The 26,504-nt window shown below is 73.7% G+C and carries 22 protein-coding genes; 4 read left to right on the top strand and 18 right to left on the bottom strand.

Features of this window, described 5'->3' with window-relative positions; all coding sequences use genetic code 11:
• Positions 1 to 18: 18 nt before the first annotated feature.
• Together EJG53_RS24815 and EJG53_RS24810 are read right to left on the bottom strand one after the other, a co-directional pair.
• A complete protein-coding gene (locus tag EJG53_RS24815; protein ID WP_031009348.1) occupies positions 19 to 1,266 on the bottom strand; it encodes an ATP-binding protein in 1,248 nt (415 codons plus the stop codon).
• Positions 1,267 to 1,323: 57 nt separating this feature from the next.
• Positions 1,324 to 2,004 (bottom strand): response regulator transcription factor, encoded by a 681-nt coding sequence (locus EJG53_RS24810; RefSeq protein WP_030021664.1) that lies wholly within the window; start codon positions 2,002 to 2,004, stop codon positions 1,324 to 1,326.
• A 521-nt stretch (positions 2,005 to 2,525) separates the two neighbouring features.
• Here EJG53_RS24810 and EJG53_RS24805 point away from each other — a divergent pair.
• Positions 2,526 to 4,055: a peptide MFS transporter gene (locus EJG53_RS24805; RefSeq protein WP_125046600.1), complete on the top strand. Its 1,530-nt coding sequence runs from the start codon at positions 2,526 to 2,528 to the stop codon at positions 4,053 to 4,055.
• A gap of 92 nt (positions 4,056 to 4,147) precedes the next feature.
• On the opposite strand, the gene EJG53_RS24800 is transcribed toward EJG53_RS24805, so the two are convergent.
• The 6 genes from EJG53_RS24800 to EJG53_RS24775 form a co-directional block, all read right to left on the bottom strand.
• Positions 4,148 to 5,590 carry a hypothetical protein gene (locus EJG53_RS24800; RefSeq protein ID WP_244955314.1) on the bottom strand — a complete coding sequence of 481 codons (1,443 nt, stop codon included), beginning with the start codon at positions 5,588 to 5,590 and terminating at the stop codon, positions 4,148 to 4,150.
• Positions 5,590 to 6,669: a hypothetical protein gene (locus EJG53_RS24795; RefSeq protein ID WP_125046599.1), complete on the bottom strand. Its 1,080-nt coding sequence runs from the start codon at positions 6,667 to 6,669 to the stop codon at positions 5,590 to 5,592. Before EJG53_RS24795 ends, EJG53_RS24800 begins: the two co-directional genes overlap by 1 nt.
• Positions 6,670 to 6,677: 8 nt before the next feature.
• Positions 6,678 to 7,652: a COG1470 family protein gene (locus EJG53_RS24790; RefSeq protein ID WP_244955313.1), complete on the bottom strand. Its 975-nt coding sequence runs from the start codon at positions 7,650 to 7,652 to the stop codon at positions 6,678 to 6,680.
• Positions 7,653 to 7,730: 78 nt separating this feature from the next.
• Entirely contained in the window at positions 7,731 to 8,516 is a 786-nt protein-coding gene (locus tag EJG53_RS24785) for an LPXTG cell wall anchor domain-containing protein (RefSeq protein WP_125046598.1), read from the bottom strand.
• 354 nt (positions 8,517 to 8,870) lie between these two features.
• A complete protein-coding gene (locus EJG53_RS24780; RefSeq protein ID WP_125046597.1) occupies positions 8,871 to 9,368 on the bottom strand; it encodes an ATP-binding protein in 498 nt (165 codons plus the stop codon).
• A 181-nt stretch (positions 9,369 to 9,549) separates the two neighbouring features.
• Positions 9,550 to 9,918, bottom strand: a complete 369-nt coding sequence (locus EJG53_RS24775) for an STAS domain-containing protein (protein ID WP_031009365.1) — start codon at positions 9,916 to 9,918, stop codon at positions 9,550 to 9,552.
• A gap of 261 nt (positions 9,919 to 10,179) precedes the next feature.
• On the opposite strand from EJG53_RS24775, the gene EJG53_RS24770 reads away from it, so the two are divergent.
• Entirely contained in the window at positions 10,180 to 11,187 is a 1,008-nt protein-coding gene (locus tag EJG53_RS24770) for an RNA polymerase sigma factor SigF (RefSeq protein WP_174856574.1), read from the top strand.
• Between the two features lie 123 nt (positions 11,188 to 11,310).
• On the opposite strand, the gene EJG53_RS24765 is transcribed toward EJG53_RS24770, so the two are convergent.
• From EJG53_RS24765 to EJG53_RS24720, 10 genes are all read right to left on the bottom strand, one after another.
• Complete coding sequence (locus EJG53_RS24765; RefSeq protein ID WP_125046595.1) at positions 11,311 to 11,760, bottom strand: hypothetical protein; 450 nt, start codon at positions 11,758 to 11,760, stop codon at positions 11,311 to 11,313.
• 177 nt (positions 11,761 to 11,937) lie between these two features.
• On the bottom strand, positions 11,938 to 13,131 hold the full coding sequence (gene hutI / locus EJG53_RS24760; RefSeq protein ID WP_125046594.1) for an imidazolonepropionase: 1,194 nt from the start codon (positions 13,129 to 13,131) through the stop codon (positions 11,938 to 11,940).
• A 29-nt stretch (positions 13,132 to 13,160) separates the two neighbouring features.
• On the bottom strand, positions 13,161 to 14,486 hold the full coding sequence (locus EJG53_RS24755; RefSeq protein ID WP_125049575.1) for a formimidoylglutamate deiminase: 1,326 nt from the start codon (positions 14,484 to 14,486) through the stop codon (positions 13,161 to 13,163).
• 71 nt (positions 14,487 to 14,557) lie between these two features.
• On the bottom strand, positions 14,558 to 15,793 hold the full coding sequence (locus EJG53_RS24750; protein ID WP_125049576.1) for an allantoate amidohydrolase: 1,236 nt from the start codon (positions 15,791 to 15,793) through the stop codon (positions 14,558 to 14,560).
• A gap of 248 nt (positions 15,794 to 16,041) precedes the next feature.
• Positions 16,042 to 17,700 carry a urocanate hydratase gene (gene hutU / locus EJG53_RS24745; protein ID WP_125046593.1) on the bottom strand — a complete coding sequence of 553 codons (1,659 nt, stop codon included), beginning with the start codon at positions 17,698 to 17,700 and terminating at the stop codon, positions 16,042 to 16,044.
• Positions 17,701 to 17,822: 122 nt separating this feature from the next.
• Positions 17,823 to 18,422 (bottom strand): hypothetical protein, encoded by a 600-nt coding sequence (locus tag EJG53_RS24740; RefSeq protein WP_244955312.1) that lies wholly within the window; start codon positions 18,420 to 18,422, stop codon positions 17,823 to 17,825.
• Positions 18,423 to 18,518: 96 nt separating this feature from the next.
• Complete coding sequence (locus tag EJG53_RS24735; RefSeq protein WP_280526781.1) at positions 18,519 to 19,610, bottom strand: proline racemase family protein; 1,092 nt, start codon at positions 19,608 to 19,610, stop codon at positions 18,519 to 18,521.
• Entirely contained in the window at positions 19,610 to 20,581 is a 972-nt protein-coding gene (locus EJG53_RS24730; RefSeq protein ID WP_125046592.1) for a dihydrodipicolinate synthase family protein, read from the bottom strand. Before EJG53_RS24730 ends, EJG53_RS24735 begins: the two co-directional genes overlap by 1 nt.
• Complete coding sequence (locus EJG53_RS24725; protein WP_280526780.1) at positions 20,578 to 22,341, bottom strand: FAD-dependent oxidoreductase; 1,764 nt, start codon at positions 22,339 to 22,341, stop codon at positions 20,578 to 20,580. The genes EJG53_RS24730 and EJG53_RS24725 overlap by 4 nt, the downstream gene beginning before the upstream one ends.
• Complete coding sequence (locus EJG53_RS24720) at positions 22,329 to 23,600, bottom strand: NAD(P)/FAD-dependent oxidoreductase (protein ID WP_125046591.1); 1,272 nt, start codon at positions 23,598 to 23,600, stop codon at positions 22,329 to 22,331. Before EJG53_RS24720 ends, EJG53_RS24725 begins: the two co-directional genes overlap by 13 nt.
• A 153-nt stretch (positions 23,601 to 23,753) precedes the next feature.
• On the opposite strand from EJG53_RS24720, the gene EJG53_RS24715 reads away from it, so the two are divergent.
• Both EJG53_RS24715 and EJG53_RS24710 read left to right on the top strand, forming a co-directional pair.
• Positions 23,754 to 25,112 carry a type III PLP-dependent enzyme domain-containing protein gene (locus EJG53_RS24715; RefSeq protein ID WP_125046590.1) on the top strand — a complete coding sequence of 453 codons (1,359 nt, stop codon included), beginning with the start codon at positions 23,754 to 23,756 and terminating at the stop codon, positions 25,110 to 25,112.
• 29 nt (positions 25,113 to 25,141) lie between these two features.
• Entirely contained in the window at positions 25,142 to 26,503 is a 1,362-nt protein-coding gene (locus EJG53_RS24710) for an APC family permease (RefSeq protein WP_125046589.1), read from the top strand.
• Position 26,504 lies beyond the last annotated feature (1 nt).

Here is a 26,504-nt window from a genome sequence, read left to right as displayed (position 1 = left end):
CCGCGGGCGCTCCCGGGCTCATTCCGCCGACGGCTCGGCCTCCCGGGCGAGGAAGAGGGCGAACACCGGCGGATGCTGCTGGAGGAGTTCCAGCCGTCCGCCGTCCGCCTCCGCCAGATCACGGGCCACGGCCAGCCCCAGCCCCGTCGAATTCCGGCCACTGACCGTCCGCTCGAAGACCCGCGAACCGAGGTCCGGCGGTACGCCCCGGCCGGCGTCCGTGACCTCGACGACCGCCTGGTTGCCGGTGACCCGGGTGCGCAGCGCCACCGTGCCGTCCCCGTGCATCAGCGAGTTCTCGATCAGGGTGGCGAGGACCTGGGCCACCGCCCCCGGGGTGCCGACCGCCCGCAGCCCCTTCTTCCCGGAGCGGACGATGGCCCGGCCCGCGCTGCGGTAGGCCGGGCGCCACTCCTCGACCTGCTGCTTGACGACCTCGTCGAGGTCGAAGGCGACGGCGGAGCCGGAGCGCGGGTCGCGGGAGTTGGTCAGCAGCCGCTGGACGACGTCGGTGAGCCGCTCGACCTGGCCCAGCGCGATGCTGGCCTCCTCCTTCACCGTGTCCGGGTCGTCGGTGAGGGTGATCTCCTCCAGCCGCATGGACAGCGCGGTCAGCGGCGTCCGCAACTGGTGGGAGGCGTCGGCGGCGAGCCGGCGTTCGGCGGTGAGCATCCGCGCGATGCGCTCGGCGCTGGCGTCCAGCACGTCCGCGACCCGGTCCAGCTCCTGGACCCCGTACCGGCGGTGGCGCGGCCGGGGGTCGCCGGAGCCGAGGCGTTCGGCGGTCTCCGCGAGGTCGGTCAGCGGCGCGGTCAGCCGGCGGGCCTGCTGGACGGCGAGCACCACCGCGGCCAGGATCGCCAGGATCGCGACGGCCAGGATGACCAGCAGCGTCCGGCCGATCTCGGCGCTGACCGTGGAGCGCGGCTCCTCGACGGTGACCACCTCGCCGCGGTCACCGCGCTGGGTCGAGGCGATGACGTCGCCCGCCGGCCGGGCGCCGATCTCGATCCGGGCCCGGCCCGGCACCTTGATCTCGGCGTACCGCTTCGCGGTGATCTGCTCCGAGAGGATCTCGGGCGTCAGTTTCTCGCCGCTGCCCAGCCGGCTCTCCACGATGCCGACGAGCCGTACGGCTTCGGCGGCGACACTGTCCTGCGCCCCCGACTGGATGGTGCGGGTCTCCACGATGACGAGCGAGACGCCGAAGACGGCGATCACCACGAGCACCACGGCGAGGGTGGAATTGATCAGACGGCGGCGCACGGTGTCCTCCGGGCGGGATGCGTTGTTCTTCTACTTCTTCCCGCCCGGCGGCGGGGCTCAGCTCTTTTCGAAGCGGAAGCCCACACCGCGCACGGTGGCGATGTAGCGCGGGTTCGCCGCGTCGTCGCCGAGCTTCTTGCGGAGCCAGGAGATGTGCATGTCCAGCGTCTTCGTGGAGGACCACCACGTGGTGTCCCAGACCTCGCGCATCAACTGGTCACGGGTGACGACCCGGCCGGCGTCCCGTACCAGCACCCGCAGCAGGTCGAACTCCTTGGCGGTGAGCTGGAGTTCGTCGTCACCCATCCAGGCGCGGTGCGACTCGACGTCGATCCGTACGCCGTGTGTCGCGGGCGGCTGCTGCGGCTCGACGGAGGAGCCGCGGCGCAGCAGGGCGCGGACGCGGGCGAGCAGTTCGGCGAGCCGGAAGGGCTTGGTGACGTAGTCGTCGGCGCCGGCGTCCAGGCCGACGACGGTGTCGACCTCGTCGGCGCGGGCGGTGAGCACGAGGATGGGGAAGCTGTGGCCTTCGTTGCGCAGCCGGCGGGCCACCTCCAGGCCGTCCATGCCGGGCAGGCCCAGGTCGAGGACGACCAGGTCGATGCTGCCCTGCAGACCGGCGTCGAGCGCCGTGGGGCCGTCCTCGCGCACCTCGACTTCGTAACCCTCGCGGCGCAGGGCGCGGGCGAGCGGCTCCGAGATGGACGCGTCATCCTCGGCGAGCAGTACACGGGTCATGGGCCGATGGTAGTCCCAGGTCTTACCTCCCCGGGCGGGACCCGGTGGGCCCGCGGGTGGCCGGAAAACGTCCCGCGGACGGCGCGCCGGCGGCGTGCTCGCGGCCGGCGGGTGATCACGGGGCGGGGCGTACGGCGCGGGCGCGGACCTCTGTACGGTTCCCGGTCGATCATGTGACCGTTGTCTCAGTGGTCCCATCGGTGCGGTTGCTGGACGTATGGTGTCCCAACCTCCGTAGCACAGCCTCGGGACCATGACGCTCAAGAGCCGTCATCGGTCCCTGTTGTGTGCGGGGCCGGAACCACCGGTCCTGCTACACAGTGAATGACCTGTCGACCGGGTCCACCGCGCACGCAGCACGGGGGCGTGGATCCCGGTGTCGCGAGTGTCCTGCCGATTCCTCTTTCCAGTGGCGTCGGCCCCCGAGGACGTGGGGGCGGGCAGCGCGACGCCGGTGCCGGTCAGCCGACCCGGGCGCGCTGCGGTCTCCTCACGCGTCCCGAGCACACCTAGGAAGCACCATGGCGTCCAGCCTGACGAAGGACGCCGGCGCGCAGGGGAACCCTGCCAGCGACGGCAAAACCTTCTTCGGCCACCCCCGCGGACTGGCCACCCTCTTCATGACCGAGATGTGGGAGCGGTTCAGCTTCTACGGCATGAGGGCGCTCCTCGTCCTCTACCTCATCTCGGGCGGCGCCGACGCCAAGGTGGGCGAGCAGGGCGGTGGCCTGGCCATGACCGCCGCGACCGCCTCGGCGATCTACGCCGTCTACATGGCGATGGTCTACCTGCTCGCCATGCCCGGCGGCTGGTTCGGCGACCGGGTCTGGGGCCCGCGCAAGACCGTGATCATCGGCGCGTGCGTGGTGATCGCCGGCCATCTGACGCTGGCGCTGCCCGGCCAGGGCACGTTCTTCGCCGGTCTGGCCATGGTGGCGCTGGGCTCGGGTCTGCTCAAGGCCAACATCTCCACGATGGTCGGCCAGCTCTACGACGGCCCGCAGGACCCGCGCCGCGACTCCGGCTTCACGATCTTCTACATCGGCATCAACCTCGGTGGCGTCTCCGCCCCGTTGGTGGTCGGCACCATCGGCCAGAACATCAACTGGCACGTGGGCTTCGCGACCGCCGGTCTCGGCATGGCGCTGGGTCTGGTCGGCTTCCTGTTCGGCACCCGCAACCTGAACCCGCGCAGCAACGAGGTCCCGACCCCGCTCACCCGTGAAGAGCGCATGGGCTGGCTGCGCAAGGGTCTGATCTGGACCGTGATCGCGGCCGTCTTCTACGGCATCGTGGTGGCCACCGGGTCCTTCACGCTGAACTGGGCGCTGATCCCGATCAGCCTGCTCGGCATGATCATCCCGATCTCGGTCCTGGTGCGCATCAAGCGCGACAAGGAGCTGACGCAGACCGAGCAGACCAAGGTCAGCGGTTACATCTGGTTCTTCGTCGCGGCCGCGATCTTCTTCATGATCTTCGACCAGGCCGGTTCGACGCTGAACGTCTTCGCCGACAAGAACACCGCGGACTCGGTCTTCGGCCTGCACTTCCCGTCGACCTGGTTCCAGTCGGTCAACTCGGCCTGGGTCCTGGCGCTCGCCCCGATCTTCGCCGCGGCGTGGACGGCACTGGCCCGGCGCTCGAAGGAGCCCAGCACGGTCGTGAAGTTCGCGATGTCGATGCTGCTGGTCGGCGCCTCGTACTTCGTGTTCATCGTGCCGATGCAGATGTCGTCCGGCGGCGACAAGGTCAGCCCGATGTGGCTGATCACCGTCTACATGATCCAGACCATGGGTGAGCTGTGCCTCTCCCCGGTCGGCCTGTCGGTGACCACCAAGATGGCCCCGCAGAAGTACGCCAGCCAGATGATGGGCGTGTGGTTCCTCGCCGTCACCACCGGTGACTGCGTGGTCAGCCTGATCTCCCTGGCCGGTGCCGACCTCAGCGGCGCGGGGGTGGTGGTGTCCGAAGCGGCCCTGGCCGTCCTGGCCGGTGTCGCGATCTGGATGTCCCGCAAGAAGATCGAGGCGTCGATGGGTGACGTCCACTGACGCTGATGTAGCGCGTCCCCTGTACGCGGAGGGGCTCGGTGCCATGGGGCACCGGGCCCCTCCTGCGTTGTGCGGGGCCGGGCCGTACGGGCTCAGCGGCGCCGCAGTGCCCGGCCGGGTACGAAGGTGAAGACCGCGCCGCCCAGCAGGACCACCGTGCCCGCGATCAGGGCGAGGGCGCGCAGGCCGCCGTGGTCGCCCGCGCCGGTCTCCGCCAGGCCGCCCGACGTGCCGCCCGCGCTCGCCGGGCCCATCGAGCCGCCGGAGCCGCCGGACGTGCCACCGGACGCCGACGAGCCGCCGCTGGTGCCGCCCTGCTGGGCCGTCGTGTCCAGGGCGAGGGAGACGCCCGGGTCCTTCTCCGGGGTGCACGTCGTGGTCGTCCCGAGGGCGTTGACGGTCAGCACGCCCGGCGTCAGGGTCGTCTTCCCGGTGGCGCCCGGGGTGTAGGTGCCCTTGAGGTCGGGGATCGCGATCGGCTGCCCGGACTTGACGGGCTCCTTGTTCGCCGGGCCGTCGGCCGTGACCGTGCCCTTGTCGGCGCCGCCGACCCGTACCTGCATGGACGGCTTGACCGCGCCGGCCGGGATGTCCGCCGGGCTGTCCATCACCGACTTCGCGAACTTCACGGTCAGGTCGTAGGCACCGCCCTTCTTGGTGGCGTTGACCTGCACCGGGGAGGTGGCGTTCTTGTCGCCGATGGGGGTCTTGCAGGCGTACGGGACCTGGACCTGCTTGCCCGTGTAGGAGGTGCCGTCGGGGTCGCCTCCGCCGCCGGAGGAGCCGCCGCTGGTGCCGCCCGTACCGCCCGTACCGCCGCCGGTCGAACCGCCGGTGTCCGAACCGCCCGCGGTGCCGCCGGTGCTGCCGGCGCTCGTCCCACCGCTCGCCGTGCTGCCGCCGGCGGCGCCTCCCGTACCGCTGCCGCCTGTGCCGCTGCCGCCCGTACCGCCCCCGGTGGTGCCGCCTGTGCCGCCGCCGTCCGTCACCTTGATCGTGGCGGCGGGCTCGACCTCCTCCTTCGGGGTGCACTTCGTATCGGTGGAGATCGGTTTGTTGACGTTGATGTTGTAGAAGCCGGGTGCCAGGGTGACCTCGCCGGGCTTCTCCAGCTTCAGGGTGCCCTTCATGTCGGAGAGCTTCATCGGGCTGTTCTTGGGGATCGGCGGGTTCTGCCGCGGCCCCTGGACGCTCAGCTCGCCGCTCTGCGCGCCGCCCACCTTGATCTTCCCGCTGGGCTGCACGGTGTCCTTGTCCAGGTCGAGGATGTCGGGGTTCTTGGACGCGGCCTCGACCGTCCGCCACACCACCTCGACCTCGTCGCCGACCTTCGCCGTCGCGGGCGCCGTCACCTCCACCTTGGTGGTGCCCTGGATGGCGGGCAGTCCGGAGATCGGCGGCGGTACGCACTCGGTCCGGTACGCCGTCTCCGCGGCACCGGCCGGACCGGCGGCCGCCAGAATGCCCGCACCGGCGAGCATCAGGGCGAAGCCGCCCGCGCTCGCTCTTCTGCGTTGCCTCAGCACGTGGACCATCACGTGGAACCTTTCGACGTCGGCGGGTCGGTGGGTGGTGCTGTGGTGGCGGACGGTGCGGTGTCCGGGGTGAACCACGGCAGGGGTGCGGCGGCGTCGCCGTCCGCGGGGGCGGGCTCCGCCGTGCGGGGCGCGGAGGCGCGGGCGCCACGGTGACGCCCGGCGGCCGCCGCACGCCGGGGAGCCCGGGGTACGGCCCTCCCCCACGGCCGGCCCTTCGTACGGGCGGCTCCCGGACGCGGGCGGACCCGGTCGACGACGGCCATGCCGATCCGGAAGACGGCGGCCGGCACGACGACGCACAGCAGGATCCAGAACAGCGTCACGCCCCAGGGCCGCCCGACGCCCCACGGCTGCTCGGCGAGCACCTTGCCGCCGTACTTCAGTGACACGAGATAGTCGCCGTGCGCCCCGGCGGGCAGCTCCACCGGCAGTTCGATCCGCTGCTTCCGCCCGGCGGGCACGGTCCCCTGCCACTGCCGCTCCTCCCACTGCGGGGCGAAGACCCCGTGCGAGGTGCCGACCTCGAAGACCGGGTCCTTGGCCGGGGTGGCGCCGACGTTGCCCACGGTGACCACGAGCCGACGCTGCGCCGGTGCGCCGAACCAGGTCAGCAGGCCGCTGGAGCCTTCCAGCCGGGGCGGCGCCAGGACGCTCAGCCGCCCGCCCGTCTCCGCCCTCGGCAGCGGCGCGACCGGGTGCCCGGCGACCGTGAACGGGGCGTCGGCGGTGGCGGGCGCGCCGGTCACGGTGGCGGCGTGCACCACGCACGGGCAGGGCTTCGGCGGCTCGGCGACCGGGAGGTCCTTGCGGAAGGAACCGTCCGGGCCGGTGGTCACGGCCCGGCCGTCACCGTTGGCGCACGCGTTGGTGCCGCCGATCATGTTCTGTCCGCAGATGAGCAGGGTGAGCAGCGTCCTGGGGCGCCAGCCGCTGCCGGTCACGGTGAGGGTGCCGCCCTTGCCCGCTTCCTGGGCGGAGAGCTGGATACGGGGAGTGGGGGCGGCCTGGGAAGCGGCCGAGGCCGCGGCCGGTACGGGCAGCAGGACGAGGCAGAGAAGGACGAGGAAGGGGCTCATCCGGCCGCTCATGCGTCCGCCCCCGCCCGGGAGGCTGTCACAGCGGCCGCATACGGCTCCTGTGGCGGCTCCTGTGGCGCTTCCGCCGCCGGAGAGCCCTGCCGAGGCTTCGCCGCCCTCCTCCGGCGCCGTACGCGCCACAGGGCCGCTCCCGCCAGCAGCCCCACGGGCGGCAGCGCGGCGGCGCCCCACGGCACCGCCGTGTAGGAGGCCCCCGCCGTCCCGTGCGCGCCGCCTGCCGCCGTGACCGTCAGCCGTACGTCCACCGAGTCCAGCGCGGGCGGATCGGGCCACGGCTCGGTCAGCGGGACCCGGCGGCCCGGCGGCAGCGTGACGGGGAGGGTGCGCGCCGCGCGGCGCAGGGCCGGTCCGAAGAGCCCGTCGGCGTCGACCGCGAGCCGTGGTGTGAGGGGGGTGTTGCCTCGGTTGACCAGTACGTAGCGGATGACGGCCGCGCTTCCCCGGCGCTCCACCGCCACGTCCTCGACGCTCAGGGCGGCGAGTGCGGGCCCGGTCACCCTCAGGTGCACCGGGACCGTGGCCGTCCGGCCGCTCCCTTCGGCGACGAGCGCGGCCGGGTGATCGCCCGGGGCCGCGTCCCTGGGGACGGTCACGGTGAAGGGCACGGCCGCCCGGGTACGCGGCGGCACCCGTACCTCCTGGCCCGCCGTGGAGATCCAGCCGCCGGACCCGGTCGGCCCACCGCGCAGCCGGAGCGTCACCGCGCTGCCGCCGGGGTTGGTGAGCGTCAGCCGGTCCTCCAGGACCGCGCCGGGGGCGCCTTCCAGGTAGAAGTACGGGCGGTCCTGGGCACTGGGCCGCGCCCCGTCTCCGGGGGCAGGCGCGGCGGTCCACCGCCCGCCGACCGGGCCCGGGGCCGACGGGCCGGGGACGGGCGCGGCGTACGCACCGGCCGGGCTCAGCAGCGCGACGGCGGTCGCGAGCGCTGCGCCCGGGACCACCGAGCGGGTACGGGACGGCATCGGCGGCTCCTGGGGCTGGTGCAGGTGCTGTGCTCGTACGCGTGCGGGGTGGGGGGCTTTCAGGCTGCGGGACCGGCCTCAGGCGCGCTTCTGGTTGCGCCGGGTCAGCCAGAGGACGCCTGCCGCGCCCGCGAGGAGCACCGTGCCGCCGAGCGTGCCGAGGGCGACGGCGGAGTCGGCCGGGCCGGTCTGCGGCAGCTCGCCGCCGCCGGAGGTGCCCGCCGAGCCGCCGGTACTGCTACCGGAGCCGCCCGTGGTCCCGCCGGTACCGCTGCCGCCCGTGGTGCCGGAACCGCCCGTTCCGCCGGAACTCCCCGCTCCGCCCGCGCTCTTGACGTCCAGGGTGAGCGACGGCTTCGGGTTGTTGACCGGCGTGCAGGTGGTGGTCGTGCCGAGGGCCTTGATGGTGAGCGTGGCCGCGGTGAAGGTGACCTTGCCGCTCTTCTGGGGCGTGTAGGTTCCGCTCAGGTCACTGATCTTGATAGGGGTGTTGGCGGGGATCGCCTTGTCGTTGGGCGGCCCCGACACGGGCACGGTGCCGTCCTCCGCGCCGCCCACCTTGATGAGCGCGCTCGGCTTCATGGCGCCCGCGCCCAGTTCGACGGGGCTGGAGGAGACGCCCTTCTGGAAGGACATCACGAGCTTGTACGCGCTGCCGCTCCGGGTGCTCTTGATGTCGATGGGCGAGACCGCGCCCTTGTTCCCGATCGGCGTCTTGCACTGGTAGTTGACGTCCACCACGTCGGCCTGCGCGGCCGGCGCGGCGAGCAGGACCGCGGACCCCGCCGTCAGCGCCACGGCCGCGGCCAGGCCGGCCGCGCGGCGGCGGGGGCGCGCGGCGTGCTGTTCGTAGAAGCGGGCCACCTTGAGTTCCCCTTCTCGCGGTTGAGCGCCGTCCGATGTTACTGACGGCACATCAGATCGGTGGCTCAAGGTACGCCGGGGACCTTGTCGAGGGAAGTCACAGAACAGGCCGGATCCGTACGGCGCGGGACGCCAGGGGAAGGCGGGGAGCGCGGAACACGGGGCGGGAGGGGTGCAGGGGGCACGGGATGCGTACGAGGCACAGAGCGCGGACGCATCGCCGGGCACACATCAGGGCACGTACGCGTCACAGGCCGCGCGGCCCCGGAGCCGCGCCGCCCCGGACGCGGCACCCCCGGCCGTATGTCGTGCCCCGCCGCCCCGGGGCGCGAAGGAGGGCCCCGCCCAGGGGCCCTAAGAGGGAGCCGCCAGCTCCGCCCACACGGTCTTGCCCGTGCCGTCGGGGTTGCGTACGACCCCCCAGTCCAGACACAGGCGCTGCACGATGAACATGCCGTGTCCGCCGGGCCGCCCCGCCCGGTGGGGCGTGCGGGGCGCGGGCGAGCCCGCGCCGAGGTCGGTCACTTCGATGCGCAGCATCTTGGCGTTGCTGCGCAGCCGGAGTTCCTCGGGCCCCTCGGCGTGCAGGCAGGCGTTGGTGACCAGCTCGGAGACCACGAGCAGGACGTCCTCGGCGGCCGCCCGCTGGTCGGCGCCGGCGGCCGGGAGCCAGCCCCAGTCGTGGAGGGCCTGCCGTGCGAAGTCACGGCCTCGCGCGACGGCTCCCTGCACACCCGCCAGGCGCAGCCTGCGGATCTGGCCGGCCGGTACGGCCGGGGAGGCGGAGGGAGCGCCGGCGTTGCCCGGCTCCGGGCCGAGGTCGCCCGGCGGGTACGGCCGGGTGGTGCTCATCAGCGCTTCACCTCACCGATTCGCCATTTCACGGATAGCGGTTACCTGACAGATTCAACAGATTCAGATGTCTCCTGCCCGACGGGACCGTGAGAACACCCACTTCTTGGGTACGGAAGTTGTGACGCGGGCAACGCGCACGAGGGGAACCCCCGCGACCGCACCGCCCCCGTCGCCTCCGTCAGTCGGCGAGAGCCTTGTCGAGGGAGTCGTGCACGGTGAACACCGCGTCCGCGCCTGTGATCTCGAAGACCCGCGCCACCACCGGCTGCATTCCGGCCAGATGTACTCCGCCTCCCCCGGCCTCCGCCTTCAGGCGGGCGCCGAGCAGCACGTTCAAGCCGGTGGAGTCCATGAACTCCAGTTGCGAGCAGTCGACGACCAGTCGCGCGAAGCCGTCCGCGACGCACCCCTCGAGTGATTCCCGCAACAGGTCCGCGGTGTGGTGATCCAGCTCACCCGCGACGGTCACGATCGCGCTGGCACCCTGATGCCGGATCGCGACATTGAGCCGTCCCCGACTGGCACTGCCGACCGTCCCGCGGTCCATGCGCGTGCACCCCTCTTGCTGTCTCGGCGTCCGATTGCTTACGACTGCGCTGACCGAACACTACGCCTTCGATCCACACAGCCGGTAGCCGAACAATACGCAATTCTCAGCAAACCCGGACAACACGCACTTGCCATCTTCCGGCAAACCCAGGTAGGCGTAGTAAGGACACATTCGAAACGGCCGGCTTTGGAGGCGCCGCACACCGCAGCTTCGCGTAGAGGCATCGGCAGCCATATGCCGAGAACGATGGAGGACAACATGTCACCCCGGCTCGACGAATTGCGCACCGAAGACACCACGGAGACCGCGTCGTCGACTCCCTTGTCAGAGACCACCCTCGCGGAGGCCGCCCTCACCGAGGCCGTCCTGTCCGAGGCCGCCCTGCCCGAACAGTCCCGAACGACTCATTCCCCGCAGATCACATCTGAATCGTCCGCACCGGACACGGCGGGAATCCCCGAGCTCGACGGGCTGCCCGAGATCCCCCCGTACACCGAGGTGGGGCCGGTGGACGCGCGGGCCCTGTCCAAGACGCTCTTCCAGCGCCTGGAGTCGCTGGAAGAAGGCACCCACGAATTCGCGTACGTCCGCAACACCCTGGTCGAACTCAACCTCGCGCTGGTGAAGTTCGCGGCCTCCCGGTTCCGCTCCCGCAGCGAGCCCATGGAGGACATCGTCCAGGTCGGCACCATCGGCCTGATCAAGGCGATCGACCGCTTCGAACTCGGCCGCGGCGTGGAGTTCCCGACGTTCGCCATGCCGACCATCGTCGGCGAGATCAAGCGTTTCTTCCGTGACACGAGCTGGTCCGTACGGGTGCCCCGGCGCCTTCAGGAGCTGCGCCTGGACCTGGCCAAGGCCGGCGACGAGCTGGCGCAGAAGCTGGACCGTTCCCCGACGGTGAGCGAGCTCGCCGAACGCCTCGGCATCACCAACGACGAGGTCGTCGAGGGCATGGCCGCGAGCAACGCCTACACGGCCAGCTCGCTGGACGCCCAGCCGGAGGAGGACGACAACGAAGGCGCGCTGGCCGACCGCATCGGCTACGAGGACCACGGCCTCGAAGGCATCGAGTACGTCGAGTCGCTCAAGCCGCTGATCGCCGAGCTGCCCCCGCGCGACCGCAAGATCCTCTCGCTCCGCTTCGTCGCCAACATGACGCAGTCGGAGATCGGCGAGGAGCTGAACATCTCCCAGATGCACGTGTCGCGGCTGCTGTCGCGCACGCTCGTCAAGCTCCGCAAGGGGCTGATGGTCGAGGAGTGAGTCCGGCGGACACTTCGCGGTCGCGGCCGGCCTGACGGGCCGGTCTCCGCCCGCGTGGAAGAGGGCCTGCCCCGGCTGTCCGGGACGGGCCCTCCTCTGCTGTACCGGCGCTGCGGCGGGTGCCTACCGCGTCGGCGCGGGTGCCCGCAGCGTGGTGATGATCTCCTCGCCCTCCAGGCCCGGACCGTTCTCCTCGGTGAAGTCGACGGTGACCTTCACCTGGTCGCCCGCGGCGAAGTGCGCGCCGGCGGCCTGCGTCAGGTCCAGCTTCAGGGCGCGGGTCCGGTAGTCGCACGTGAGGTCGCCGATCGCGACGGTGCCGGCGGCGGACGACGCCGGGCCGGCCTGTCCGTCCGTCGTGACCGCCTTGCCGGACAGCCCCCAGGTGTAGCCGGTGTCGCAGGAGTAGCCGAGGTGCACCGAGAGCCGCTGCCCGTCGTACGTCACCTGGTCGATGGAGAGCACGTTCGCCTTCGCCGCGGCGGCCGGCGCGGTGGCCAGGGCGGCGCCGCCGAGGACGGCGACGGTGGCCGCGGTGCCGGCCAGACGGGCCTTGAGGCGGGTCGACTGCATGAGAATCCTTTCCCCCGCGCCGCCACCTCGCGCGCACGCCGGAGTCACCTCCGGCCGAGCTGACTCCGGCGGAGGTTTCTCCGACTCTGCGGGTGACTGCGACAGTTGTCCGTGTCGGTCCCGGACATTACGTGATCTTCGCGGGGACCGGTACCCGTTACCTCGCCAGGGCGCGGATCAGACGCGTACGCCCCGGTGCCAGACGTCGGAGACGAGGGGGACGCCCGGGCGGTAGGCGAGGTGGACGTGCGAGGGCGCGTCGAGGAGGGCGAGGTCGGCGCGGGCGCCAGGGGCCAGGCGGCCGACGTCGGTACGGCGCAGGGCTGCCGCGCCGCCGGCGGTGGCGGCCCAGACGGCCTCGTCGGGCGTCATCTTCATGTCCCGTACGGCCAGGGCGATGCAGAACGGCATCGAGCTGGTGAAGGACGAGCCGGGGTTGCAGTCGGTGGACAGGGCGACGGTGGCGCCCGCGTCGAGGAGGGGACGCGCGTCGGGCCACTGGGCGCGGGTGGAGAACTCGGCGCCGGGCAGCAGGGTCGCGACGGTCGCGCTGTTGGCGAGCGCGTCGATGTCGGCGGAGTCCAGGTGGGTGCAGTGGTCGGCGGAGGCGGCGTCGAGTTCGACGGCGATCTGCACGCCGGGGCCGTGGTGCAACTGGTTGGCGTGCACGCGCGGCAGCAGGCCCTTGGCCTTGCCCGCGGTGAGGATGGCGCGGGCCTGGTCGCCGTCGAAGGCGCCCTGTTCGCAGAAGACGTCGATCCAGCGGGCGTGCGGGGCGCAGGCGTCCAGCATCGGGCCGGTGACCAGGTCGACGTAGCCGGCCGGGTCGTCGGCGTAGTCGGGGGAGACGATGTGCGCGCCGAGGAAGGTGACCTCGTCGGTGTGGGCGGCGGCGATGCGCAGGGCGCGGGCCTCGTCCTCGACGGTCAGGCCGTAGCCGGACTTGGTCTCCAGGGTCGTGGTGCCCTGGCGGAGCGCCTCGGCGAGGTACGTGGCGACGTTGGCGTGCAGTTGCTCGTCGGTGGCGGCGCGGGTGGCGGCGACGGTGGTGCGGATGCCGCCGGCCGAGTAGGCGCGGCCGGACATCCGGGCGTTGAACTCGGCGGTGCGGTCGCCGCCGAAGACCAGGTGGGAGTGGGAGTCGACGAAGCCGGGGATACCGGCCCGGCCGCCCGCGTCGACGTGACTGTCAGTGGCGGGTGTTTTGCTTGTCGTACCGACCCAGGCGACGCGGTCGCCGTCGAAGACGACGGCCGCGTCCTGGATCAGACCGAGGGGGCCTTCACCGAGGGAGGGGTCGTTGGTGACGAGGGTGGTGATGTTGGTGATGGCGGTGGTGCGGCCGTGCGCGGCCGTGGTGCCGGTGTTCATCGTGGGGGTGCTCTCCTTCGGCCGCGGGGTCAGCCGTGTACGGCCGCGATGGCCTCGGCCAGTGCGGTGGGGACGTCGGGCACGAGCGTATGGACTCCGTCGCGGACGACCTGGCGGCCGCCGACCACCGTGTGGCGCACGTCAGCCCCGGAGGCGGCGAATACGGCCGTCTCGGCGCCCAGCCGGGGCAGCGGCCCCGCGGTGCGTACGGAGTCCAGCGCGACCGTGGTGAGGTCGGCGAGCGCGCCGCGTTCGATGCTGCCCGCCTCGTCCCAGCCCAGGGCGGCGTGGCCGTCGGCGGTGGCGGCGCGCAGCAGGGCGTTGGCGGTCCAGTGGCCGCGGGTGCGGGTGCGCAGCCGTTCGTCCAGCTCCATCGCGCGGGCCTCTTCGAAGAGGTCGATGACGGCGTGGCTGTCGCTGCCGAGCGACAGGGGGCTGCCGGCGGCCTGGAGCTGGACGGCCGGGCCGATGCCGTCGGCGAGGTCGCGTTCGGTGGTGGGGCACATGCACACGCCGGTGGTGGTGTCGCCCAGCAGCCGGACGTCCTCGCCGGTGAGGTGGGTGGCGTGCACGGCGGTGGTGCGGCGGCCCAGGACGCCGTGCGCGGCGAGGAGTTCGGTGGGGGTGCGGCCGTGGGCCGCGCGGCAGGCGTCGTTCTCGGCGGTCTGCTCGGAGAGGTGGACGTGCAGCGGCGCGTCCCGGTGCCCGGCCCATTCCGCGACGGTGCTGAGCTGGTCGGCGGGCACGGCGCGTACGGAGTGCACGGCCGCCCCGACGCGGGCGTGCGGGCGGCCGTCCTTCAGGGCGGCGGCGCGTTCGGCCCAGGCGTCGGCGGTGCCGTCGGAGAAGCGCAGTTGGTGGTGGTCGGGCGGGGCGCCGAAGCCGGACGAGAGATAGGCGGTGTCGAGCAGGGTGATGCGGATGCCCGCCTCGTCGGCGGCGGCGATCAGGGCCTCGCCCATCGCGTTGGGGTCGGCGTAGCGGGTGCCGCCCGGTCCGTGGTGGAGGTAGTGGAATTCGCCGACGCAGGTGATGCCGGTCAGCGCCATTTCCGCGTACACGGCCCGCGCGAGGGCGTAGTAGGAGTCGGGGGTGAGCTTGGCGGCGACCTGGTACATCACCTCGCGCCAGGTCCAGAAGGTGCCGGAGCCGACCTGGACGGTGCCGCGCAGGGCGCGGTGGAAGGCGTGCGAGTGGGCGTTGGCGAGGCCGGGGAGGGTCAGGCCGCGCAGCGGTTCGGCGCCCGGCGGCGGTGCGGGGACCTCGGTGCGTACGGCGCTGATGCGGCCGTCGGCCGGGTCCACGTCCACGGCCACGCCCGGCTCGACGTGCGTGCCGAGCCAGGCGTGTTCCAGCCAGTACGTCGTCCTGGCGGCCGGTCGCGGCCGGTCGCCGGGTCGCGGGGACGGCTCGGATTCCTGCGGCGTCACCTGCACGCCAGGCCCTCCAGTACGTCGGCGAGTGCGGTCACCCCGGCGATGCAGTCGTCCTCGGCCGCGCGTTCGGCGGGCGAGTGCGAGACGCCGGTGGGGTTGCGTACGAACAGCATGGCGGTGGGCACGGTGGCGGACAGGATACCCGCGTCGTGTCCGGCGCCGGTGCCCAGCACGGGCACCGCGCGGGCGCCGCCCGGGCGGCGGTCCGCCGCGTGGGTGAGGATCTTGGCCAGCTCGTCCCGCAGGGCGTGCCCGAACTCGATGACGGGGGTGAAGGACTCCCGGGTGACCCGGACGTCGACGCCGTCGCGCGCGCCGCGTTCGGCGGCCGCCCGCTCGACGGCGGCGACGACGGTGTCCAGCGTCTCCTGGTCGGCGGCGCGGGAGTCCAGCCAGCCGCGGACCAGCGACGGGATGGCGTTGACGCCGTTCGGCTCGACGCTGATCTTGCCGAAGGTGGCCAGCGCGCCGGCCAGCTCGGCGTTCTCGCGGGCGGCGAGCACGGTCGCGGCGTAGGTGAGCATCGGGTCGCGCCGGTCCGCCAGGCGGGTGGTGCCCGCGTGGTTGGCCTCGCCGTGGAAGTCGAACCGCCAGCGGCCGTGCGGCCAGATGGCGGAGGCGATGCCCACGGGGTCGCCGGTCAGGTCGAGGGCGCGGCCCTGTTCGACGTGGAGTTCGACGAACGCGCCGATGCGGGCGAGGCGGTCGGGGTCCGGGCCGATGGCGTCCGGGTCGTGGCCGGCCCGCTCCATGGCCTGCGGGAGCGTCACCCCGTCGCCGTCCCGCAGCTCATGGGCGGCCTCGACGGTGAGCTGTCCGGCGCTGAGCCGGGAGCCGACGCAGGCCAGGCCGAAGCGGGCGCCTTCCTCGTCGCCGAAGTTGACGATCGCCAGCGGTTTGGCGGGCTCGGCGCCCCGGCGGCGGAGTTCGTCGAGCGCGGCGAAGGAGGACACCACGCCGAGCGGGCCGTCGAAGGCGCCGCCGTCCGGGACGGAGTCGAGGTGGGAGCCGGTGACGACGGCTTCGCCGGGGGCCACGTCCGCGGCGGACGCGGCGCCGAGCCAGGCCCACTGGTTGCCGTTGCGGTCCTGCTCGTAGGCGAGTCCGCGGGCGCGGGCCTGGGCCTCGAACCAGGCCCGGCAGTCGGCGTCGGCGCCGGTCCAGGCGAAGCGGCGGTAGCCGCCGGTGCCGGAGTGGCGGCCGATGGGCGCGAGGTCGCGCCACATCTCGTGGAAGGACGGCCCGGCGGCGCCCGCACTCCCCGGCCCCTCCGGCGCCCCGGCGGCAGCCGCCGGGTTCCCGGAGCGCCCGGGGGCACCCGTCGGAGCCCCCGGCTTCCCGGCGACGCCGGCCACCCGACCATCCGCCGTCCGGCCGTCCGCCGCTACCGCCGCCCGGCCGTCGGACGCCCGTCCGTCCGCCGCCCGGTCGCCGGCCGCCGGATCGTCGTTCGCCGGGCCGTCGTACGGCGGGGTCACTCGCCCTCCCGCATCGGGATGCGTACGCCGCGCTCGGCCGCGACCTCGTCGGCGCGGTCGTACCCGGCGTCGACGTGCCGGATGACGCCCATGCCCGGGTCGTTGGTCAGCACCCGGCGGATCTTCTCACCGGCCAGCGGTGTGCCGTCGGCGACCGTGACCTGCCCGGCGTGGATCGAGCGGCCCATGCCGACGCCGCCGCCGTGGTGCAGGGAGACCCAGGAGGCGCCGGAGGCGACGTTGACCATGGCGTTGAGCAGCGGCCAGTCGGCGATGGCGTCGGAGCCGTCGAGCATCGCCTCGGTCTCGCGGTACGGGGACGCCACCGAGCCGCAGTCCAGGTGGTCGCGGCCGATGGCCAGGGGCGCCTGGAGGGTGCCGTCGGCGACCATGTCGTTGAAGCGCTCGCCGGCCTTGTCGCGTTCGCCGTAGCCGAGCCAGCAGATCCGGGCGGGCAGGCCCTGGAAGTGCACCCGTTCGCCCGCCAGCTTGATCCACCGGGCGAGGGACTCGTTCTCCGGGAAGAGGTCCAGGATGGCCCGGTCGGTGGCGGCGATGTCCTTGGGGTCGCCGGACAGCGCGGCCCAGCGGAACGGCCCCTTGCCCTCGGCGAACAGCGGCCGGATGTAGGCGGGCACGAAGCCAGGGAAGGCGAAGGCGCGCTTGTACCCGGCGAGTTCGGCCTCGCCGCGGATGGAGTTGCCGTAGTCGAAGACCTCGGCCCCGGCGTCCATGAAGCCGACCATGGCCTCCACGTGGCGGGCCATCGACTCGCGGGCCCGGCGGGTGAAGTCGGCGGGCTGCTCGGCCGCGTAGGTGGCCATGTCCGCGAAGTCCACGCCGACCGGGAGGTAGGCGAGGGGGTCGTGGGCGGAGGTCTGGTCGGTGACGATGTCGATCGGCGCGCCGTCGGCGAGCATCTGCGGCAGCAGCTCCGCCGCGTTGCCGAGCAGGCCGATGGAGAGCGGTTTGCGCTGGTCACGGGCCTCCACAGCGAGCTGGAGGGCGTGCTGGAGGCTGTCCGCCTTCACGTCCAGGTAGCGGTGTCCGATGCGCCGCTCGATGGCCCGCGGGTCGCAGTCGATACAGATGGCGACGCCGTCGTTCATGGTGACGGCGAGCGGCTGGGCGCCGCCCATGCCGCCGAGTCCGGCGGTGAGGGTGATCGTCCCGGCGAGCGAGCCGTCGAACTTCTTCGCGGCGACGGCGGCGAACGTCTCGTACGTGCCCTGGAGGATGCCCTGGGTGCCGATGTAGATCCACGAACCGGCGGTCATCTGCCCGTACATGGTCAGGCCCAGGGCCTCCAGGCGCCGGAACTCCTCCCAGTTGGCCCAGTCGCCCACCAGGTTGGAGTTGGCGATCAGGACCCGCGGCGCCCACTCGTGCGTCTGCATGACGCCGACCGGCCGTCCGGACTGGACGAGCATCGTCTCGTCCTGCTTGAGCGTGGTGAGGGTGCGCACCATCGCGTCGAAGGAGCGCCAGTCCCGGGCGGCCTTGCCGGTGCCGCCGTAGACGACGAGCTGGTCCGGGTGCTCGGCGACCTCCGGGTCGAGATTGTTCTGCAGCATGCGCAGCGCGGCTTCCTGCTGCCATCCCCGGGCGCTCAGTTCCGTACCGCGCGGTGCCCGCACGGGTCGCGGTCCTGACATGGGCCGTGCCTCCCTGACGTCGATGCGAATGGATCGAGCTATTCACATCTTGGGGTTCTGAATAGGGCTAGTCAACAGGTCGGGGCGGTCCGTCCGCCGCCCCGGCCCGCCTGCCCGCTCCCTCAGCGCACCGTCTGGTCGCCGTCCGGCACGTCCGTCACGGTGACCTTCGCGTGCGGCTGCCCCAGGCCGTCGGCCACCGCCGCCGCCAGGCCGTCGGGGTCGGGTTCGGAGGGGAACGGCACGCTCTCGCCGTCCCCGTAGCTCTCGATCGCCTTGGTGAAGTAGCCGGGCAGCCAGGCGCCGACCGCGCCCCTGACCTCCACCGCGGTCACGTCCCGGCCGCCCACCCGGTCCCGCAGGGCGCCGAGGATACGGTCGGAGCGGTACTCCCCCGGCACCTGGAACAGGCTGGCGTGCGCGCCCACCAAGCGCCCGTCCGCGAGGTGAACCGTCACGGTCAGACAACTGGTCACGCTCGGGTAGAGCAGTGCGCCGCCGGGAGCGGCCTCCCCGACCTGGCCCTCGGTGATCCGTACAGCGGAGGCGGGCGCGGGGGCAGGTGCGGAAGCCGGGGCCGAGTGCGCGGCCGGGGCCGGCACCCCGCCCGCGCCCGAAGCCGCCGCCGTTCCGGTCTGCAACGCCAGCGCCGCGGCTGCGGCGGCCAGCGCGCAGGCCCCTCGCCGCGCGTACTGACGGCCCGATATCCCCTTGGTGAACATGTACTCCGCTTCCTCTTCGCTCGTGCGCGACGTCCGCGCACACCTGTTCACCTTCGCAGCCGCACACCCGGAACCGGGAACCCGCCACCGCCTCCGCTACAGCACGAATCCCCGGGGGAACGGGTCGGCCGGGTCGAGGACGTACCGGGCCGTGCCGGTGATCCAGGCCCGCCCGGTGACCGTGGGCACGACCGCCGCCCGGCCGCCGACCCGTCCGGTGCCCACCAGCCGGCCCGTGAAGCGGGTCCCGATCAGGGACTCGTTGACGAAGGGCCGGTGCAGCGGGAGTCCGCCGCGCGCGTGGAGCTGGGCCATCCGGGCGCTGGTGCCGGTGCCGCAGGGCGAGCGGTCGAGCCAGCCGGGGTGGATGACCATGGCGTTACGGGAGTCCGAGCCGTCCGGTCCGGGCGTGCCGGGGGCCGTGAACTGTACGTGGTGGCAGCCGGAGATGGCCGGGTCGTCCGGGTGGACGGGCCGGTCGCGTTCGTCCACCGCGGCCATCACCGCCAGCCCGGCGGTGATGATCTCGTCCAGGTGGGCGGCGGAGAACGGGATGCCCAGCGCGGCGAGCGGGGTGATCGCGTAGAAGTTGCCGCCGTACGCCAGGTCGTAGCGGACCTCGCCGTAGCCGGGCACCTTCACCACGGCGTCCAGTTCGTGCGCGTACGAGGGAACGTTGTGCAGGGTGACGTGCTCGGCGCGGCCGTCGCGGACCGCGACCCGGGCCGCCACCAGCCCGGCCGGGGTGTCCAGCCGTACGGTCGTGACGGGCTCGGTGACCTCCACCATCCCCGTCTCGACCAGGACCGTCGCGACGCCGATCGTGCCGTGCCCGCACATCGGCAGACAGCCGGAGACCTCGATGTAGACGACGCCCCAGTCCGCGTCGGGCCGGGTCGGCGGCTGGAGGACCGCCCCGCTCATGGCGGGGTGCCCGCGTGGTTCGTTGACCAGCAACTGGCGGATGTGGTCGAGGTATTCGATGAAGTGGAGACGGCGGTCGGCCATGGTCGCGCCGGGGATGGTGCCGACGCCGTCGGTGATGACGCGGGTCGGCATCCCCTCGGTGTGCGAGTCCACGGCACTGAAGGTGTGCACGCTGCGGGCGGCGAACGGGGGCGGGATGCGGGCGGCAGACGGGGCAGGGGCGCGGGCGGCGAACCGGGCCGGGGTGCCCTCGGCCGCCATCACCCGGCCGCTTTCGCCCAGATCTCCAGCGCCTGCACGGCGCCGCGCATGTCCGCGTCCAACTGCCGCCGGTGCTCGGGCAGCAGCGGGCCGCGCGGCGGCCGGCAGGGCCCGCCGTACCGGCCCACGATGTCCATCCCGCGCTTGATCGCCTGCACGAACTCGGTGCGCGAGTCCCACCGGAACGCGGCGACCAGCGGTTCGTACAGCTCCCGCGCCTCGGCCACCCGCCCGGCCCTGGCCAGCTCGTAGAGGCGTACGCAGGCGGCGGGGAAGACGTTGGGGAAGCCGGCGAACCAGCCGGTGGCGCCCATCAGCAGCGCCTCCAGCACCAGGTCGTCGGCGCCCGCCACCACGTCCAGGCCGGGGGCCTGCTCCTTGATGTGCAGCACCCGGCGGACGTCGCCGGAGAACTCCTTCACCGCCACGACCCCGTCGATCGCGGCGACCTCGCGCAGCGTCTCCGGTGTCAGGTCGACCTTCGTGTCGAGCGGGTTGTTGTAGACCATCACCGGCAGGCCGACGGCCGCGACCTCCTCGAAGTGCCGGACGACCTCGGCGGTGTTGGCCCGGTAGAGGGTGGGCGGCAGGCAGAGCACGCCGTCCGCGCCGTCCTCGGCCGCCAGTTCCGCCCAGTGCCGCGCCTGGTGCGAGCCGACCCCGTGCACGCCGACGACGACCCGCGCGTCCCGTCCCACCGCCGCGACGGCCGTACGGGCCACCGCGCGCCGCTCGTCGTCGGTGAGGGAGGAGTACTCACCGAGCGAACCGTTCGGCCCGACGCCGTGACAGCCGCTGTCGACGAGCCAGCGGCAGTGCTCGGCGTACCGGTCGAGGTCCGGCCGGAGCCCGGCGGGGGCGCTCCGGTCCTCGGCGTACGGCAGGGTGGTGGCGACGATGACGCCGGTCAGCGGCGCACGGGAGGCGGCGGTGCGGGACGTACGGGACTGCGGCGTCGCGTGGTCCGTCATGACGGGTCCTCTCGGTACGGCGGGGTCGGGGGCACGGGGCCGGGTGCGGCCAGGTCCGCGAGGCGGACCGGCTGGGCGATCGGGCGGCGGTCGGCGGTCTGGGGGTCGGGGAGGGCGTCCGGGCCGCCGAGTGCGGCCGCGTTTCGGGCGCAGATCCGGCCCTGGCAGGGGCCCAGGCCGACGCGGGTGGTGAGCTTGAACGTGCACATGCCGTCGGCCGCGAGACTGCCCCCACCGGCCCCGCCGTCCGTGCCCCGCTCCCCCGCCGCCGTACGCAGGACGCCGTACGGGACCTCCTCGCAGCGGCAGACGAGCGTGTCCTCGCCGAGCCAGGTGTGCCACCCGTCGCGTACGGGGTGGGCCGCGGCGAGCAGCCGGGCGAAGCGGCGGCCCGCGACGACCCGCCGCCGGGCGGCCGCGGCGCGCGCGCCCACATGGGCGGCGGGCACCGTCCGGCGGGCGGCCGCCAGCCCCGCCAGTTCGCCTTCCGCGGCGGCGAGGGCCGCGCCGCCGACGCCGGTGGGCTCGCCCGCCGCGTACACGCCGGGGACGGAGGTCCGCTGCCAGGCGTCCACCGCGACCCAGGCGTTGTCGCGCAGTGCGCAGCCCGCGGCGAGGGCGAGTTCCAGTTGCGGGGTGAAGCCGTAGCCGACGCAGACCGCGTCCACGTCCTCGACGCGGCGTTCGGTGCCGGGCACGATGCGCCAGTCGGCGGTGAGGCGGGCCACCGTCACCGCCTCGACGCGGTCCCGTCCGTGCGCCGCCACGACGGCCTGGCGGGTCCGGTAGGGCACGCGGTGCCGCGCCAGACCGGCAGCGTATGTGAGCAGTTCGGGCAGCTTGGCGTGGCCGTCGCGGAGCGCGGCCACGGGGGTGCGCAGCCAGGCGGCGGGCGAGCCCGCCTCGTACACCCCGAGGACGCGCGCCCCCACGGTGAGCAGCGACGACGCGACCGGCAGCAGGAAGGGTCCGGTGCCGGAGACCACCACCCGGCGGCCGATCGCCGTCCGCTGGCCCTTGGCGAGGGCCTGCGCCGCGCCCGCCGTGACGACGCCCGGCAGGTCCCAGCCGGGGAACGGCAGGGCCCGGTCGTACGCGCCGGTGCACAGGACGAGCGCGGCGGCGCGCAGCGTGTGCGCCGTGCGGCCGGGGGCGTCGGCGAGGCCTTGGAGGACGTGTACGGTCCAGCCCGCGTCCGTACGGTCCTGCGTGCCCGAGTGCAGACCACCCCCCGGCTCCAGCGCCCATACCGTGCACCCCGGAAGCCACTCGACGCGCGGATGCTCCTGTACGGCGCGGACCGCCGCGCCCCGCGCCGGGCCGTCCGCCGCCTGCCGGAGGAACTGCCCGCCCGGCCGCTGCCCGTCGTCCACCAGCGTCACCCGCGCCCCGGCCCCGGCCGCCGCCAGCGCCGCCGCCAGACCCGCCGGGCCGGCGCCCACGACGACCACCGGCGCCTCGCGCACCGTCCCCACCGGCGCGGACGCTCCCGTCTCCGGCGGTAGGCCCGGCAACGGCGTGCCCTCCTGCGTCTCGATGCGGTCGCCCGCCTCGACCACCCGTCGGCAGGCCCGTACGTCCGGTACGCCGTTGACGACCACCAGACAGTCGTGGCAGACGCCGATCCCGCAGAAGACCCCGCGCGGGCGGCCACCCCGGGTGGTACGCCAGGAGGCGCGCCCTGCCGCCAGCAGCACTGCGGCGGCCGTCTGGCCGGTGCGGGCCCACCGCTCGGTGCCGTCCACCGTCACGCGGAACACCGCGCCTCCTCCGTCAGTCCGGGCCGCGCCACCCGGTACGGCTCCGGGGCGAGGAACGGCCGTTCGCCCGCGTACAACTGGGCGAGGAGTTCGCCGGTCGCGGGGGCCAGTCCGATGCCCGCGCCTTCGTGCCCGGTGGCGTGCCACAGGCCCGGCAGACGCGGGTCCGGGCCGATGACCGGGAGGTGGTCGGGGGTGTACGGGCGGAAGCCGCCGTACGCGCGGATCACCGGGACCCGGCCCAGCACCGGGAACAGCGCCGTCGCCTTACGGGCCAGTTCGCGCAGGATGTCGACGCGGAAACGTTCCTCGAAGCCGGTCCGCTCCCGGCTGGACCCGATGAGCACCGTCCCGCCCCGGGTGGCCTCCACCACCGTCGAGGTGCGCAGGTCGGCGTCACCGCTGCCGACGGCGCCCACGTAGTCGGCGTCGTACACCTTGTGCCGGACCGTGCCCGGCGGCAGCGGCGCGGTGACCAGCACCAGGCCCCGGCGCGGCTGCACGGGCAGCGGCACACCCGCCTCCGCCGCGAACCGGCCCGCCCACGGCCCGCAGGCGTTGACGACCGCCCCGCACGGCAGCGTCCCGGCCGAGGTGCGCAGCGCCGTCACCCGCCCGTCCGTGCCGCGTTCGACACCGAGCGCCCGTACCCCGGCCCGCAGCGCGCCGCCGCGCCGCCGTACGGCGCCGAGCAGTGCGGCGGCCGCCGCGACCGGCTGGAGCTGGGCGTCCTGCGGGTAGTGGACGGCGGCGCGGACACCCGGCGCGAGGTGCGGTTCGTAGGCGTGCACGGCGTCCGGTGCGACCTCGTGGGCCGTGACACCGGCGGCCCGCTGGGCGGCGGCGAACCCGGCCAGCGCCCGGGCACCCGCCTCCCCGAGGGCGACGACCAGGCCGCCCTTCGCCTCGTACTCGCAGCGCTCGGCGAGCCGTCCGCCCGGTTCGTCACCCATCTCCTCCTCCAGCTCCGCGAGCAGCCGCGGCCAGCGGGCCGACGAGTCCATGGCCAGGGACAGTTCGGGTCCTGGCGGCTTGTCGGAGACCAGCAGGTTGCCCTCGCCGTGGGCCGTCGTACCGGAGGCGAGCGGCGCGCGGTCCAGCACGGTGACCCGTACACCGCGCCGGGTGAGCGCCTCGGCGCAGGCCGCGCCGATGATGCCACTGCCGACCACGGCCACGTCGGGGTACGGGGACCGGGGCGGCGCATACGGGGTGCCGAGCCGCACCGCCGGTCTCGCCTGGACGTGCCGGTATCGCATGAACCCGCACCACCGTTCCGCGTCGCGCGTCTGCGTGAAGGGACCCCTCGTGAGAGCGCCGCGACGTTATTGCCGCGTACCGAAGAGGTCAACACCGCCTGCCGGACGGGCCGGTCGATGGCGGCCACGGCGGACAGGTGGTGGAGTGGTGCCATGAGCCCCGCGACGCCCCCGCCCCCGCCTTCCGCCGACGCCGCACTGCGGGACCGCGCCGTCGCGTCAGCCGTCGCCCAAGGGCTGGTGAGCGCGTCCGACCCCGTCGCGGGGCTCCTGGACGTCACCGGAATCCGCCGGTCCGCCGCCGAACTGCGCGCCGCGTTCGAGGAGTTCACCGCGCCCGGCACGCCGGTCCTGCACGCCTTCGCCGTGAAGGCCGCCTCGCTCGTCCCCGTACTGCGCCTGCTCGCGCGGGAGGGGCTGGGCTGCGAGGTGGCCAGTCCCGGCGAACTGGCGCTGGCCCGCGCGGCCGGTGTGCCGCCGTCCCGTACCGTGCTGGACTCGCCCGCCAAGACCCCCGCCGAGCTGCGCGAAGCGCTCGCCCTCGGCATCGCCGTCAACGCCGACAGCTTCGGTGAGCTGGACCGCCTGGACGCCCTGACCGCCTCCGCGCCGACCGCCTCGCCGCTGGGCCTGCGCGTCAACCCGCAGCTCGGCGGCGGCAGCATCGACGCGATGAGCACCGCCACCGACACGTCGAAGTTCGGCGTGGCGCTGCGCGACGCGGACGCCCGCGAGCGGGTCGTACGGGCCTTCCTGGACCGGCCGTGGCTGACCCGGCTGCACGCCCACGTCGGGTCCCAGGGGATGCCGCCGGAGCTGATGGCGGACGGGGTGCGGGTGCTGTACGAGCTGGCCGAGGAGATCAACGAGAAGGCGGCGCGGGCCCAGGTCACCACCCTGGACATCGGCGGGGGCCTGCCGGTGAACTTCGCGTCCGACGCGGTGTCGCCCACGTACCGCGACCACGCCCGGCTGCTGCGCCGCACCGTGCCGGGGCTCTTCGACGGCCGGTACGGGCTGGTGACCGAGTTCGGCCGCTCGCTGCTCGCCAAGCACGGCCTGGTCCTGGCCCGTGTCGAGTACACCAAGTCGGCCGGGGGGCGGCGTATCGCGGTCACCCACGCGGGGGCGCAGATCGCCACCCGTACGGTCTTCGCGCCCGACTCCTGGCCGGTGCGGGTCGCCGCGTACGACGCGCAGGGGCGCCCCAAGACCGGCGAAGCGGTCGCCCAGGACGTCGCCGGGCCCTGCTGCTTCGCGGGCGACCTGGTCGCCCGCGACCGTCCGCTGCCGCCCCTGGAGCCGGGCGACCACGTCGCCCTCCTGGACACCGGCGCGTACTACTTCTCCACCCACTTCGCGTACAACTCGCTCCCCCGCCCCGGGGTGCACGGGTACGCGCCGGGCCCGGACGGGGGCGTGCGCTGGGCGACCGTACGGGCCGCGCAGCGGGTGGCCGAACTGGTCGCGGAGAGCGGCGGCGCGTACGGGGACGCGCTCACCCAGCTCTAAAGATCTTCCGGAGCGGGCATCCCGGGCTCATGCAGACCCCCTCCACGGACTCCCCGGTACCGGCCGGTCCGAGCGGCGCCGGCACCCCGCTGCGCCGCGCCATCGGTCCCAAACTGCTGGTGCTGCTGGTGGTCGGGGACATCCTCGGCACCGGCGTGTACGCCGTCACCGGCAAGGTCGCGGGCAAGGTCGGCGGCGCCCTGTGGCTGCCCTTCGTAATCGGCTTCGGGATCGCCGCGCTGACCGCCGCCTCGTACGTGGAGCTGGTCGGCAAGTACCCGAAGGCGGCCGGGGCCGCGCTCTACACCCAGAAGGCGTTCCGGGTGCCGTTCCTGACGTTCCTGGTCGCCTTCATGGTGATGTGCTCGGGCCTGTCCTCGGCGAGCGCCGCGGCCCGCGCCTTCAGCGGCGACTATCTGCGCACCTTCGCGGATCTGCCGCCGACCCTGGTGGCGGTGGTGTTCGTGCTGGCGCTGGCCGCGCTGAACCTGCGCGGCGTGGCGGAGTCGGTCAAGGCGAACGTGGTGCTGACCCTGGTCGAGGTGTCCGGCCTGCTGATCATCATCGGGCTGGGGGTGGCCGCGGTCTGGACGGGCGGCGGGGAGCCGGCGCGGCTGGCCGAGCTGGACACCGGCGGTACCGGTTTCGCGGTGCTGACCGGCGTACTGGGCGCCACCGGACTCGCCTTCTTCGCGTTCGTCGGCTTCGAGGACTCGGTGAACATGGCGGAGGAGACCCAGGCCCCCGGCCGGAACTTCCCCCGCGCGATCTTCCTCGGGGTGGGGATCACCGGCACCGTCTACGTCCTGGTGGCCCTGGTCTCGTCGCTGCTCGTCGACCACCGACGGCTCCAGGAGTCGTCGGCGCCGCTGCTGGAGGTGGTGCACGCGAGCGGCGCGACGTTCCCGCCGACGGTGTTCGCGCTGATGGCGCTGTGCGCGGTCACCAACTCCGCGCTGATCAACATGATGATGGCCTCCCGGCTCTGCTACGGCATGGCCAACGAGCGCATCCTGCCGCGCGCCGTGGCCCGCGTCCTGCCGGGCCGCCGCACGCCCGTCGTCGGTATCGCGCTGACCACGGCGCTGGCCCTGGGCCTGGTCCTCACCGGCGAGATCGAAGGGCTCGGCGACACGACGGCCTTCCTGCTGCTGTGCGTCTTCGCGGTCGTCAACGTGGCGGTGCTGGTGCTGCGCCGCGACCGGGTGCCGCACCCCCACTTCCGTACGCCGACCGTGTTCTCGGTGCTCGGGGCCGCCGGGGCCCTCCTCCTGGCCAGTCCGCTGGCGGACCGGGCGGCGGAGGTGTACGTACGGGCCGCGGTGCTGGTGGTGATCGGCATCGCGCTGTGGGGCGTGAACCGGCTCGTGCTGCGCGTGCGGGGGGAGTGAC

Source organism: Streptomyces chrestomyceticus JCM 4735, from assembly GCF_003865135.1.
GTDB lineage: Bacteria > Actinomycetota > Actinomycetes > Streptomycetales > Streptomycetaceae > Streptomyces > Streptomyces chrestomyceticus.
The sequence above is the reverse complement of the archived record's forward strand: the minus strand, read 5'-3'. Positions and strand labels throughout refer to the sequence as shown.